Origin of the sequence: Fictibacillus sp. NRS-1165, from assembly GCF_050468105.1 — a bacterium.
GTDB lineage: Bacteria > Bacillota > Bacilli > Bacillales > Fictibacillaceae > Fictibacillus_C > Fictibacillus_C terrinigri.
On record NZ_JBDPNU010000026.1, the window covers coordinates 1 to 14406 of the forward strand.

At 41.2% G+C, this 14406-nt stretch carries 12 protein-coding genes and 1 pseudogene; all 13 read left to right on the top strand.

The genetic code is table 11. From position 1 onward, the window contains the following. Positions 1-914: 914 nt before the first annotated feature. The 13 genes and pseudogenes from ABHN01_RS12680 to ABHN01_RS12740 all read left to right on the top strand — a co-directional run bounded on the left by ABHN01_RS12680 (position 915) and on the right by ABHN01_RS12740 (position 14356). Positions 915-1577 (top strand): DUF2642 domain-containing protein, encoded by a 663-nt coding sequence (locus ABHN01_RS12680; RefSeq protein WP_429875835.1) that lies wholly within the window; start codon positions 915-917, stop codon positions 1575-1577. A gap of 337 nt (positions 1578-1914) precedes the next feature. Then, complete coding sequence (locus ABHN01_RS12685; RefSeq protein WP_290400584.1) at positions 1915-3270, top strand: arsenic transporter; 1356 nt, start codon at positions 1915-1917, stop codon at positions 3268-3270. A 46-nt stretch (positions 3271-3316) separates the two neighbouring features. Further along, the gene (locus ABHN01_RS12690) at positions 3317-3991 is read left to right on the top strand and encodes a DUF2642 domain-containing protein (protein ID WP_429875836.1); all 675 of its coding nucleotides are present in this window, start codon (positions 3317-3319) and stop codon (positions 3989-3991) included. Between the two features lie 160 nt (positions 3992-4151). Further along, positions 4152-5153 carry a phosphotransferase gene (locus ABHN01_RS12695; protein WP_429875837.1) on the top strand — a complete coding sequence of 334 codons (1002 nt, stop codon included), beginning with the start codon at positions 4152-4154 and terminating at the stop codon, positions 5151-5153. A 25-nt stretch (positions 5154-5178) separates the two neighbouring features. After that, positions 5179-5895, top strand: coding sequence for an NTP transferase domain-containing protein (locus tag ABHN01_RS12700; RefSeq protein ID WP_429875838.1), 717 nt, complete (start codon positions 5179-5181; stop codon positions 5893-5895). A 12-nt stretch (positions 5896-5907) separates the two neighbouring features. Further along, positions 5908-6975: an iron-containing alcohol dehydrogenase family protein gene (locus ABHN01_RS12705; RefSeq protein ID WP_429875839.1), complete on the top strand. Its 1068-nt coding sequence runs from the start codon at positions 5908-5910 to the stop codon at positions 6973-6975. Positions 6976-6997: 22 nt separating this feature from the next. Then, positions 6998-7927, top strand: coding sequence for a CDP-alcohol phosphatidyltransferase family protein (locus ABHN01_RS12710; protein WP_429875840.1), 930 nt, complete (start codon positions 6998-7000; stop codon positions 7925-7927). A 234-nt stretch (positions 7928-8161) separates the two neighbouring features. After that, positions 8162-8749: a hypothetical protein gene (locus tag ABHN01_RS12715; RefSeq protein WP_429875841.1), complete on the top strand. Its 588-nt coding sequence runs from the start codon at positions 8162-8164 to the stop codon at positions 8747-8749. A gap of 141 nt (positions 8750-8890) precedes the next feature. Then, entirely contained in the window at positions 8891-9508 is a 618-nt protein-coding gene (locus ABHN01_RS12720) for an NUDIX hydrolase (protein ID WP_429875842.1), read from the top strand. Between the two features lie 312 nt (positions 9509-9820). Then, on the top strand, positions 9821-10426 hold the full coding sequence (locus ABHN01_RS12725) for a TetR/AcrR family transcriptional regulator (protein WP_429875843.1): 606 nt from the start codon (positions 9821-9823) through the stop codon (positions 10424-10426). An 81-nt stretch (positions 10427-10507) separates the two neighbouring features. Next, positions 10508-11569 carry an SDR family oxidoreductase gene (locus ABHN01_RS12730; RefSeq protein WP_429875844.1) on the top strand — a complete coding sequence of 354 codons (1062 nt, stop codon included), beginning with the start codon at positions 10508-10510 and terminating at the stop codon, positions 11567-11569. A 10-nt stretch (positions 11570-11579) separates the two neighbouring features. Continuing rightward, positions 11580-13133, top strand: a pseudogene (locus tag ABHN01_RS12735) (aldehyde dehydrogenase family protein). Then, complete coding sequence (locus tag ABHN01_RS12740) at positions 13130-14356, top strand: esterase/lipase family protein (RefSeq protein ID WP_429875845.1); 1227 nt, start codon at positions 13130-13132, stop codon at positions 14354-14356. The pseudogene ABHN01_RS12735 and the gene ABHN01_RS12740 overlap by 4 nt, the downstream one beginning before the upstream one ends. The last annotated feature ends 50 nt before the right edge of the window (positions 14357-14406 follow it).

The window sequence follows — 14406 nt, forward strand, 5'->3', positions numbered from 1 at the left end:
ATCGCTAGGTCAGTCTAGCCCTAGGTTTTTTCGTTTTACATAAATAGTGACGATTTGCTGCTAAAGATTAAACTTTATGACCATTGAATATAAATGCCCAATGGAAGAGAAAATCCAAGTAAAACGGTCACCGTTAATACCACTAATAACACAATCCAATTAAGTTTAAGTGAAGCCCCTTTAATTTTCCGAGTAAGAAAGATTTCCATTAAACCTAAAACAGAAAGGCCTAAAATAAATTTAATAAAACGACCAACTGTATATATCGCATTTTAGTATTACAAGTTGGACAAAGCCCAACTGATTTTAAAAGAAAACGGATAGAAATACAATAATGTGTTTTTTCATTCTGAATTACTGCGTGTTTTAATAGGTTCCCCTCCCAGATACTCAAGTCGAAACGATCAGGGACAGAAAAACCGAGATTGCAAGATTAGTAAACGGTATTTTGGAAGTTTGGCCTGACAAGAAAGGCAAATCTACTTAAGTGTAAGAACTCCGACAGAGCATACCGGACTTTGGCTGCATGATCCGGTAACCATAGCTGTAGCGTTTAACAGACCTTTATTACTGAAACACAGCTGCATGTTGCCGCAGCATACGCACAAGCACTCATACCGCGTGATTTATTAATAAGACAAGACAGAACCATCCCCAAAAAGCTGCCCGCTAATATGATTGCAGCAGTCGATATCGATGCGACGAGATTTACTGAGCACTTTACAGACTTATCTGCAGTCCGGTTGCCGACCATATCCAGTAAATGGTACTTATTGTAAAAAATTCATCTATAAAGCCGCCCAGAACGAACGGGTGGTTTTTTTGATCCTTCATTGTAATTTTCTTTTCTAAAGTGTTCAGTTTGTACATATATATTGTAATACTATCCTGTTTTCATGGTAGGGGGAGTTTACTTGGGCATTTCAGTATTATGCGGAAAGCAAGTTGATGTCGTGATTTCGGGAAACACGTTTTTTCAAGGGATACTTATTGAGACCGGTAAAGATATTCTTGTATTATTTGATGGCCGAAAATTTGTTTATATCCCATTATTACACGTTCATAGAATAAATGTGAGTTCCATTAACAATGATGATATAAGTGCGCCAAATGAAACCTCTTTAGCAAAAGATAAAGAATCCATTTCCTATCGTAAGATTCTAACCAACGCAAAAGGTCTGTTCACCGAGGTTTATGTGACAGGCAACGTCTCCATACATGGGTATATTATGAATGTTCGCAGTGACTATTTAGCGTTTTATTCACCTGTCTACAAAACGGTGCTCATTTCATTGCATCATTTGAAATGGCTGATTCCCTATCATTTAAAAAACCCTCCGTACAATCTTAGTCATGAAAAGGTTCCAGTGATCCCTTCCAACATCCCCTTACTTAGTTCATTTGAAGATCAAATCAAGAAATGGGAGGGGGAGCTTGTGGTTTTCGATATGGGCCATAATTCAACGAAGATAGGATTAATAAAAAAAGTCAGTGAGGCAATGGTTGAGCTTGTTGATGCCAGTGGCGAGGTCATATACTTAAAGCTCTCTCATATCAAGTCGGCGCATTTACCTTAATTCCTCTTAAATTTAAATAAGTAGTCGTCACGGGACCGCCTGTTTCCCACGGTGAGGTCCTTTTTTTTGTATTCTTCTAGGCATACACCCATAGTCAAACCATTTCCGTATTTATGGAATAGTCACCTGTCTAACTCTTAAAGGATAAATAACGATGGTTACAGGCAAACATCTACTAAATATAGAGTGAATCAAAAACCCATTATGGCAAACAACCATTTTTGCCTTTCTAGTCTCGTATCTAGTTCCTTCTTTATAGATTTACATATGCTATAGGACAAGCAAAAAAGTTACATTGCTTATATTTTGTAAAAGAAAGAAGGGACAAAAAACGACGATGGATATTCATATCATGATTTCAGTTTTCGTGTTCCTAATGACCACTTTAGTTATATTTTGGAGACCGAGGGGGATCAATGAAGCCTGGCCGGCCGCTGTAGGCGCAGCAATCATTTTACTGACCGGCGTGGTATCACAAGCGAATATTGTGGACATTATCCAAAAAATTGGCGGTGCCTCGATCACCATTATCGCAACGATCGTAATGGCTGTTATATTGGAAAGCTTCGGTTTTTTTCATTGGGCAGCGGCACGGCTGGCAAGCTTATCTAGGGGTTCGGGTTATCGTCTCTATTGGAACATTCAGTTGCTGTGTTTTTTGATGACACTTTTGTTTAATAACGATGGCAGTATACTTATTACAACTCCGATTCTAATTTTACTTCTTAGAAATCTTCAAATGAAGCCCCATCAACAAATCCCCTATCTATTAACTGGGGCACTGATCGCGACAGCATCAAGCGCACCGATTGGGGTCAGCAACATTGTGAATTTAATTGCATTGAAAATTGTCCATATGACGCTATATATGCATACTGCGATGATGTTTCTGCCCGCAATGGTTGGATTGGTGTTTATGTCATGGTTGATGTATATATTAGTCAAAAGAAAGCTGCCGAAACAACTGCCAAACTCCGCATATGATATTGAACAAATATTTTTTACCAGAAACTTTCATCCGTTAAAAGGGCAGATTACCGTCGAAACCAAAAGCCAGCGCACCAAATTGATGCTGAAAATATTGCTGTTTGTCTTTATTATGCGCTGTTCACTCTTTGTTGCCTCTTTTCTTGCGATTCCCATAGAGATTGTTGCTGTATTCGGATCTCTTGTTTTACTCGTATGGAGATGGTATCACTTACGCACCAATCCAGTGGATATATTGAAAAAAACCCCGTGGCAAATATTGGTTTTCGCATTTTCGATGTATGTGATTATTTATGGTCTTCATAACTCGGGGCTTACAGACCTGCTGCTGAAGATTTGTGAACCTATCGTACATCAGGGCTTATTTGAAGCTAGCTTTCTAATGGGGGGATTGGTTTCCTTATTATCTAACTTCTTTAACAATCATCCAGCCTTGCTAATAGGAACGATTACGTTAACAGAAATGAATCTCGATCCCGTAACGATGAAGACAATGTATCTTGCCAGTATTATTGGCAGCGATATCGGGTCATTGCTACTGCCTATTGGGACACTAGCCTCTTTAATTTGGATGCACATATTACGGCAAAATAAGATCAAGGTGCATTGGAAAGATTACTTGAAGGTTTCATTGATTGCCGTGCCGCTAACGTTAATCGTAACGTTATTTTTACTCTATTATTGGATCCAATTCATCTTTACGTGATCGCGTATCTGACAATAGATTAAACGAGAGCAGTTTACTACATTTAATGAATAAGGAGAGATTGTTTTTGAACAGCGTAATGCAATTAATCAATCAGCAAATCATGGTGAAAGTCACAGGAGGGAATTTCATCCAAGGGATTTTCACCGATATAGGAAATGACATTTTAGTTTTATTTGATGGACAAAGGTATCGTTATATTCCTTTGATACATGTCCATAAAATAAAGCTTAGCAGCCAAGAAGAAGAGGAGATAAGCCAGCCAACCGGAAATTCTTTAATTCAGCAAGAAAAGGAGATTTCTTATCGTTCCATTCTAACCAATGCGAAAGGACTTTTTACCGAGATCCAGGTGAGCGGAAAACAGCCATTGTATGGATATATCACAGGTGTGTTAAGCGATTATTTTGTATTTAATTCACCCATTTATCAAACCGTATATATACCGCTAACGCATTTAAAATGGTTAACCTTGCACGATCAAAATGCAACGCCTTATACCATTACCAGTTTGCCCATACAGACGCAAAATCCAAGCCGTTCTTTTGAAGAACAATTAAAAAAATTGGAGGATAATTTAGTCGTGTTTGACTTGGGTGAAGATCAGGACAAGATTGGATTACTGAAAAAAATAGAAAACAACCTCATCGAACTTATAACGGCCAATGGTGAAACGGTGATCTTAAATCCGGCCCATGTCAAATCGGTATATGTTCCTTAATGGAGAGCAAAGGTTAACTTGTATCACCGATCCTTTAGAAGATAGGATCGGTTTTTTATGTTCAAACATTAAATCTTTTAATTTTAAGTTTACGTCCATACCATTTTCTAATGAGAATCATATATTAAAAGAACCGCTAGAATCTAAGAGGTGATGATAGGTGGAGATAACAGAGAAAGCTGTTGCTGAAATTTTACAAAAAAATTATGGGATCCAGCCGGATAAGATGGTCCTAATAAGACGAAAATCGGATAGGGAGTTATGGAAGATTACCGATATAAACAAAGGTGTATATGCACTAAAATACCTGACTAAATGTGAAAGAGCCCCGATCATCGCTGCCGTCAATGGGTATGTGCGCGAAAAAGGGGTTCCGGTCACGACTGTTCTATCAACTTTGGATGGAACCTCGTTCGTAAACGTCAATAAAGGCTGTTTCCTGCTGTTTCAATGGTTGGAAGGGGAGCAGCCTGGCTATGCAGAGTCAGAAATGATAGAAAGAATGGCTATGCTGCTTGCAAAATTCCATGTTGCCTCCGAAGGGTATGCTGCTGCAGGACATCCGATTTTTGATACCCGTCTTGATTGGAATAAAATCTATAAAAGAAAGGTTAAAAAGATGGCAAAATGCCAAGAAATGGCCAATATTAGCGGGGATCCGTTCTCAAAGGTTTATTTGTGCAATCTGCCTTGGCTTCAATCCCGTGTCAACTGGGTACTTGATCAGCTTCCCCATACGGCTTTAAGTCATCTGTTGGCTTCCGCAAGGCTTGATCCACATCTCGCACATGGCGATTATTCCCCTCTTAATCTGCTTTGCAGTAACAGTAACGAATTAACTGTCATCGATTTTGATACCGTTAGCATCGCTCTTCCCATGAGGGATATATCCCATCTCATTACTTGGATCAATCATGCTCTAGGAGCATGGTCCGGGGAAAGATTCCAATTAATTGTGGATGCATACCAGCAAATTCGTCCACTTTCTGCTGAGGAATATGATCTTCTTCTGCTTGACCAAATTTTTCCCCATAAAGCGATTCGATACGCACATAAGTATTTCAACGATTCAAGAAACCCGAAACTATTAAATGAATTGGAACGCTGCATTGCGATCGACGAACAAAAACTAACCGACCTTGGGATGGGGCCAATGTCATAAACGGTTATAGATAGGAGGGTTACGTATGAAGGTAGTGATATTGGCTGCTGGAGTTGGAAGTCGGTTACATCCCTATACGATGAACAACCCAAAAGCAATGGTTAGAATTAATGGAAAACCTTTAGTGCAGTACCAGGTAGAAAGTGTGATAAACTCCGGTTTTGCCTATGAAGATGTCTATATCGTAGGCGGCTATATGTTTAAGAGAATTGAAGAGTATTTAACAGGAACAGGAGTCCATTTTATATACAATCCACACTATGAATCAATGAACAACATTTATTCATTTTTACTTTCCCAAGCTGTGGATGATGATTTATTGCTGGTCAATTCAGATGTCATTTTCGACCATCGATTAATTTCATTGATCTTGAAATCACAGTTTCCCACTTGTATTTTGGTAGACCGGGAAAAAAAACTAACGGATGAAGCGATGAAGGTAAAGCTGAATGACAAACGCTTGCGGTTCATCAATAAGCAATTGAATAAGGATGGTACGGATGGCGAATATATTGGGATTTCTAAATTGGCTCTAGATGATCTGAAAATTTTATACCAAAAAGCTACAGAGATGATTGAAGCTGGGGGAGCACGGTACTGGTATGAAAACGTGTATGAAGCTTGTGCTGCAGACGTGCCGATTATGGTTGTTAATACGGATGGATACCCATGGATTGAAATAGACGATGTGCAAGATTTGAATTGCGCGAAACAGCTTATTACTGCCATGTGGCCTTCTTAAAGGGGGGGTAAAATGTCTAAGAAGGTAAAGGTCGAACTCCCGACTCATTTAATCCTTGAGTCCAAAGCATTCGAACGTTTGCATGGAAGCGAAATTGTTGAATTTTTGGCTGAGCGGAGAGTGGTTGTAATGAGTGGGAGAGGTCCCACTCGTCAAATAGGTGAACAGCTGATCGCCGACCTGAAACTGCAGCCGACACAGGTGAAGGCACTGTACTGCAAAGACAACACGCTTCAGACGGTTGATGAGTTAGAAAATGAAGCACAGCAGGTTTTTGCAGAAATGATCATCGGAGTTGGAGGCGGTAAGGTATTGGATGTAGCTAAGGTCGTCGGTACGAGAATGAATTTGCCAGTCATACTTGTACCGACAGCATTATCCAGTGATGCAATCTGTTCGCCCGTAGCCTCGATCCGCGTAAGCCAAACCAAGAGTATTAGCATAGAAGTTCGAATGCCTTGGGCTGTCGTGATAGACTTTGACACCGTGGCCCGTTCACCCGCACGGTTATTTTCTTCTGGAATCGGAGACTTGCTCTCCAATAAGACGGCGCTTGAAGATTGGAAACTGGCACATCAAGTGAAGAAAGAAAAAATGAATGGCTTTGCTAGTTTAATTGCCGATAAAGCGACAGAAGCTTTTTTGAATAAAATCAATCAAAAAAACATAAGCAATGAAGTTTTGATACAAGTGGCTGCCGAATCACTGATCATGAGTGGAATGGCGATGGCGATCGCGGGTTCGAGCAGACCGTGCAGTGGTTCGGAACACTTAATCAGCCACGCCCTGGATTATTACTGTGGAGGAAAAGCACTCCATGGGGAACAGGTTGCCTTGGGGATGTTAGTTTCTGAATATTTGCAAGGTAATCACAACTCTGAGAACAACATGAGACAATATTTTAAGCGATTAGGTCTTCCTCTCCATTACAGAGAGCTGGGTTATACGAAGGAAGAGATGTCCCTGGCGATTCAGAATGCCGCTACCATACGGAATCGTTACACTATTTTAAATGAAACGGAGCTAACGGCTAAACACATTAGCCATGTTTTAGATGAGGTATTTCCTCTCTCACCATAAGATAATAAGGAGTGTGGTTTTTTTGACACCCAACAAATATTCAATGGAAGATATTAAGAATTCTTATAAACAGAAAGATGCCTGGTGGACCGTTTTTTTGGTGGATCCAGTCGCATCCCGATTGATGTTCCCACTAGCCAATTACACGAAGGTTACCCCCAATCAACTTACGCTATTAGCATTCTTCACTGGTCTATTAGCCGCCTATCAGTTTTATCAGGGTACCTATTCTGCGATAATCGTTGGTGCTGTTCTATATCATATCAGTTTTACTTTAGATTGCATGGATGGGAAAATATCCCGCCTTAAAGGAACCGGTTCCATCTTCGGGGCGTGGTTAGACTATATTTTGGATCGTACCCGTGTTGCTATCTGTGCTTTTTCATTGATGCTTGGTCAATATCATCAGACAGGACAAGCCGTTTATTTTTATTTAGCTGCGATCGTTTGCTTTTTGGATAGTACACGATACATGAATTCGTTGCTAGCCTACAAATCGCTGAATCAAATGCGAAAAAAAATAGACAAGGCAAAGAGCACATTTATAAATGAAAAAAAACGTGTAATCACATCGCGCCTCAAGTTGGTCCAAATGTTTAAAGGCAAGCCATCAGTGTGCTGCAGAAAGGCCACCAAGCAAGACCTGCGTATACAAGAGAAGTTTTTAGGGGAAGTCGTCTACCGTTTTCCCACCTATATAAAAATAAGATCGTTCTTTTTAAAAAGAAGGGTTCGCTTGCATCTCATGAGCGGAATTGAATACCAAATGTCCATTTTTATCATCGCTCCACTAATCGGCTTAATAAAAGAAGGAGTAATCCTCAGCTCTATTATCATGATACTGTTTGAAGCAGCTGTCATTTATAAGCTTTGGCTGCAGACCCTTCATTTCAAGCGACAGCTGAACGCTTTAACTAAGAATAGGAATAACCCGCCAAGAGGAATCGCATAAAATTCATATTGTAAAAAAATTTCTGTATCCACACATTTGTAAATAGTTAGGAATACCATCGTCCAGTTTCATTTGTCTCATCATTCAGTGTATTGAAAATCTCCGATAGTTAATTGGTATCAATTTCCTTAAATGGTATTGTGCTATAATTATAAAAGGTGTATCCTAGCTGCATAGTACCTTAAGGAGGCTGATAGTTATGAGCATCGAGTGTGTAAAGGACAGAGTATTGGCTTGTTCATTTTTGCAATTTTTGCGATGATGATCTTTGCAGTTTCTCTTGGAATACCTTCTGTGACACATGCAGAAAGTACTAATCAGTCAACAAACAAAGTGATCAAAGCAAATCAGGACAGTATCGTCATCAATGGTGTCGAGTATTCGAAGCATAAAAATAGTCATTTGTTTAACCAAATAAAACAACAAGTGAAGTACACCATCCTGGATACCAACGGAAAAACATATGGTTACCTTTCTAAAGATAAATACAAATTGGCTATTGGCCATTTTTCAGACAAGTGGGCGTGCGAACAAACCAATCGTTCTAAGTTTAAGAGAGCCAGCGCTCCTGGAGTAAGTGAATTTTTTAACGATGCAAATTTCCAGGGGTTTTTATTCCAGCAGGGCGTTGGTTTTGAATGGAACATCCCTTTTAATGACGTCATCTCTTCATTGAAAACAGCTGGTGAAAGCAGTGGTACTGAAGTATGTTATAACAGTTTTAGAGGGGAACCATGCAAGACTTTCCCTCCAGGACAGGACATTGCCTACGTCGGTGACGGGTGGAACGACCAGATCAGTTATGTCCATGTACTAAGGTAATAAAAAACGAGGCTCCGAAATTGGAGCCTCGTTTTTTATAAATGACGGTTTTGATCATTCACAGTCACTTTTCTTCTTTTACAGACTTTTAAGAGAAACATATGGTAATATTTAGGTATAATGGTATTGGTGGTGAGATATATGGAACCCAAATGGCTTGAATGGTCGAAGCAGCTTCAATCTATTGCCCAGGCTGGATTAACCTACTCCAAAGATGTTTACGACTTGGAAAGATTTGAATCGATCAGAAAAATCAGTGTTGAAATATTGTCGTCCTTTACTGATTTAGATGAGTCAGCCATAAGCGATTTGTTTGCCAATGAAACTGGTTATGCAACACCTAAAGTGGATATTAGGGCTGTTGTATTTAGGAACAAAAAATTATTAATGGTCAAAGAAAAAACGGATGGAGGCTGGTCATTACCCGGAGGCTGGGGTGATATAGGACTGTCACCAAGTGAAGTAGCGGTTAAAGAAGTAAAAGAGGAGTCTGGGTTTGATGTAAGACCAATCAAGCTGTTAGGAGTACTCGATAAAAAGTGTCACCCGCATCCTCCTTCTCCTTATCACACTTATAAAATATTTATCAAATGTGAAATAGTAGGTGGACAGGCACTCACTGGAATTGAAACGACCGCAGTGGACTTTTTTTCTCAAGAGGAACTCCCGGCATTATCAATAGACAGAAATACGAGATCTCAAATTGAGATGGCGTTTAGGCAATTGCATCATCCGCATGAACCCGCTTATTTTGATTGACCCAGCTGCCTGCGAGTCAGGCTATTAACTCCTTTCATCTTAAGTGATCAAGAAAATAAAGGAGATTTACCACAGAACTGGCTGCAGAAAGCTAAGTTGTTGGACCTACTTGCACTGTGCGGTTTATTAAACAGGAAGAAATATGGAGCAGTAAGAATAAAGGATATAAAGAGACTGATTTTACATACGATCGAAGAATGGGACACGTATGAAACCATCGGATTTTTTCTGTGTGATCTGAAATTCTTGACATTGATGGCTAAATATTCGTAAAATACTAATACGTACTAGTACAATCCGAAGAATGGACTGATGAATTTGCTTTTTGTAACAGAAATGCCGACAGAAGCTCGGGACAAGATGCTATATGCTGCCCTCCATCTTTTTACGTCCAAAGGGTTCAAGGAAACTTCGGTACTTGAAATTGTAGAAAAGGCACGGGTCTCAAAAACTACCTTTTATCAGACCTATGGCAGCAAAGAGGAGATGCTTGCCGCCCTGTGCAGGCAGCTGGCTGAGGAGATCATTGAAGATGTCGAGGAAACGGTAAAGCGTGAAGACAAAATCAGTGAAAAAGCATATGTGGGAATTCGCCGTTATATCGAAATATGTGAAACGTGGAAAACGGCGGCCAAATTATTATTAATTGATTCTGTAGGAGTAAGCCAGACGGTTGAAAAAGTTCGCAGAGAAGCCTACCACCGCTTTGCTGTTTTGCTTTATCAAACGGTGCAGGGAGCCATGCCGGCCTCAGTACCTGACCAGGAGGTTGTGGTCGTTTCCCAGGCAATGGTTGGAGCCATTAACGAAGTAGTGATTCAAAACCTTTTTGAATCAGAATCAACGATGGATCTGGATCGTATTGCCCGGTTACTAAATCGCATTGTGGTCGGTGCTTATGTAAATCTATCTCTATAAGATCGGTAGTTTGCCGATTTTTTTAGGTCATTAATACCAGTACGTATCCGTATTTAATTGATGGAGGAGGGATTTGTCATCATGCAAACGTATTTACTGACAGGCTATCCGGGTTTTTTAGCTTCGAGGCTGCTTGAGGAGTTGATGGAGAGACATGAAGGGGATCATTACGCATTGCTTGTCCATCCCAGTCAATTTGAAAAAGCAAAAAAACTAACGGTGAATAAACGCAATGTTGAACTGTTTCCAGGTGATATTACAAAAAAGGGTTTGAATTTGACTTTTGAACAGGCAGAATGGCTCCGGGAAAATACTGCTTATGTCTTCCACCTCGCCGCGGTCTATGACCTTGCTGTGCCAAAACAAATTGCAGAAGCTGTTAATGTGACTGGGACGGACAATGTCAACCGGTTCGTTCAATCCCTTACCAATTTGAAACGATATGTCTATTTTAGTACGGCGTATGTATCCGGACAAAGGACGGGACTTATTAAGGAAGATGAATTGGACGCGGGCCAGACCTTTAAAAATCATTATGAATCTACCAAATTCGCCGCTGAAAGACTGGTTGCAGAGCTCACAGGAGTTACCTACACGATTATACGCCCCGGAGTGGTGGTGGGACATTCACTTACTGGGGAGACCATAAAGTTTGATGGCCCATACTTTATTATGCGGTTTTTAGACCGTATCCGTTATATGCCGATCCCTTATCTAGGTAAATCAGAAGCTTTGTTTAATGTGGTGCCCGCCGATTACATCATTAACGCGACCCTGTGTCTTTCCGAATCTGAAGAAGCTGTTAACCGGGCTTTTCACCTCACAGACCCCTCACCATACGAAAGCCGAGAGCTCTATCGCATGATTTGCGAAGAATTACTAGGCAAAAAACCATCCTGGACGATCTCACCTGCATTTGTTGAATTTGCCCTCTCATTTTCTGTCATCCGGCGTTTATTTAAAGTTGAAAAAGAAGCCCTTGAATATTTTCGCTGCACCTCGCAATATGACGCAAGCCAGGCCAAAGAAGTGCTGGAAAAGTGGGGTGTCCGCTGTCCGGACTTTAAAGATTATGTAGCGAACTTGGTACAGTATTATAAAAATCATCGAATGGATTCTGAAAAACTAATCAACGTCAAATAGGAGGTTCGTTATGGGTACACTAACGGCCGTTAACCCAGCAACAGGGGAAACGATCAGTGAAATGGAGGCTACCCCGCTTGAATCAGCCGGATCCATAATGGCAGATGCTCGTCTGGCTTTTAGATCGTGGAAAAATCTTAGTGTTTCACAAAGAGTAAGCTATTTTAAAGCTCTTCGTTTAACGATGCTTGACTCTCTTGACCATTGTGTGGATGTCATTGCTAAGGATGCGGGTAAGCCGAAAGTGGAAGTCATTACTGCAGAAATCCTGACGACAGCAGAATCCATTAAACACCTTGAGAAGCACGCTGAAAAGCTATTAAAAACAAAAAGAGTAAAAACCCCGATCACACTCCTCGGGAAGAGATTCTATATATCTTATGAACCGAGGGGAACAGTGCTCGTCATCTCGCCGTGGAACTATCCTTTTTCTCTCGCCATGATTCCTGTTCTAAGTGCACTCGTTTCAGGAAACTGTGTGATTTTAAAGCCGTCGGAAGTGACACCGATGATCGGAAGGCTGATGGAATCACTTTTTTTAAAGGCTGGTTTTCCGTCTGGTACCGTCCAGGTGGCACATGGGAAGGGAGACCTCGGCGCGAAGTTAATTGAAGAAAAACCGGATTATATTTTGTTTACCGGTTCAGCAAAAACCGGAAAAATTATTCAAAGGGCAGCAGCTCAATTGTTAATTCCTACTACTCTTGAACTTAGCGGCAAAGACCCGATGATCGTTTATGAGGATGCGAATCTCGAGCGTGCTGCAAAGGGAGCATTGTGGGGAGCACTCACCAACAGCGGCCAGGTGTGTATGTCGATCGAGAGAATTTACGTAGAAGCCAATGTTTACAGGAAGTTTATGAAATTATTAAAAAGTGAAGCGGAAAAACTTTAACATGACGGAAGTGTCGACAGCGACCTCGGTTTCATGACGTTTGAACCTCAGGTAGAGATCGTGAAAGAACACGTAAAGGACGCCGTTGATAATGGCGCGGTTCTTGAGATGGGGAGCCTTCCGGAAAAATGGCCAAAAGAAAAAAACTTTAAGTTGGAGCCTCTCATCCTTTCTAATCTGACTCAGCAAATGAAGGTCATGCAAGAGGAAACGTTTGGTCCGGTGATCTGTGTCCTGCCGTTTGAAGGCGAAGAAGAGGCAATCCGGCTTGCCAATGATTCACCGTATGGATTGAATGCCAGCATCTTTACCCGTGACCTGAGGAAAGCAAAACGAACCGCAGACAGGCTGGAATCAGGTGCCGTCTGCATAAACGAAGTGATCATATCATTTGCCAATCCTTACCTCCCGTTTGGGGGTGTGAAGGGAAGTGGCATGGGCCGATATCACGGTGATATCGGTATTGAGATATTCACAGAACCCAAGGCGGTTCTTGTGGATCATGGCTGGAAGAAGGCAGAGGTGAATTGGTTCCCGTATAGAGGGAAATTTCCTCTTTTTTATGATCTTATTCTTGCCTATTACGGCAAACGGAAAAATTGGATGCGCTTTCTCGGGTCTTTCCTGAAGCTGTTGAAAAAATCCTCTATTGAAAGAGGGATGAAATGAAGAAAATCTTAATTGGAGCTATATTGGCTGTATGTTTGTGGATGGGGAATTCTGCACTTCCCGATCAGGCGGCTGCGAGCCCGTCTGCACCAATTAAAAATAATGAACCCATTGTGCTTGTCCACGGCTTGGCCGGCTGGGGAAAAGGGGAATTGGCAGGTTACCTTTATTGGGGAGGACTAAAAGACATCGAACACGATCTAAACCAAAAAGGCTTTAAGACCTATACCTCTGCAGTGGGACCCTTTTCGAGCAACTGGGACAGGGCTGTGGAACTGTATTATTTCGTAAAAGGCGGGACAGTGGATTATGGGGCTGCACATGCCAATAAGTATGGACATGCGAGGTTCGGGAGGACATTTCCCGGCCTTTACAGCCAGTGGAATGAAACTCATAAGGTTCATTTCATTGGGCACAGTATGGGGGGGCAGACGTCAAGAATGCTGGCAGAACTTCTTGAACATGGAAGTGCGGAAGAAAGGCAATATTGCATGTCTCCTTTATACCAGGGAGGGAAGCACTGGGTTAAAAGTGTGGCAAGCATTGGGACACCGCATAATGGCTCAACCTTTGCAGATGAGGACCATCTCATACCTTATATTAAATCGTTCGTACTTAAGGCTGCCAGTTTATCCGGGAGTACACCTGAGTCGATTGCCTATGACTTTAAACTGGATCAATGGGGATTGAAACGCAAGAAAGAGGAATCATTTATACAATACTCAAATCGCGTTTACAGCAGTCCGATTTGGAACAGTAAAGACATGAGCACATATGATCTGTCGACTTACGGGTCTGCAGAAATAAACCAATGGGTAAAAACGCTTCCCGATATCTATTATGTCTCTTACACAGGAAATGCCACTTTTAAGGCGCCGCTTACTGGCTTTGAACACCCATTGCCAACGATGAGCACACTCGTGATTGGATCTGGTTCCTACATTGGCTCCTATTCGAGAAAAAACCCCAAGCCGGAAATCGATTCATCGTGGTGGGCCAATGATGGATTGGTAAGTGTTACTTCTTCTCAGTTTCCTGCAGGACAGCCGCATCAACCTTTTTGTCAAAGGTTAAAGAAGGGGGTATGGAACGAAATTCCCGTGAACTATGGATGGGATCATATGGACTTTATAGGCATTGACCCCTCTGACCGGATTAGGAATTACAGACTCTATCCATTCTATGAAAAAATAGCCAGGCAGCTATCCGGTGTAAAAGAATAATAGAATATTATTTTATTTTTCAGACAATAATTGTTGAAATTATATATGGG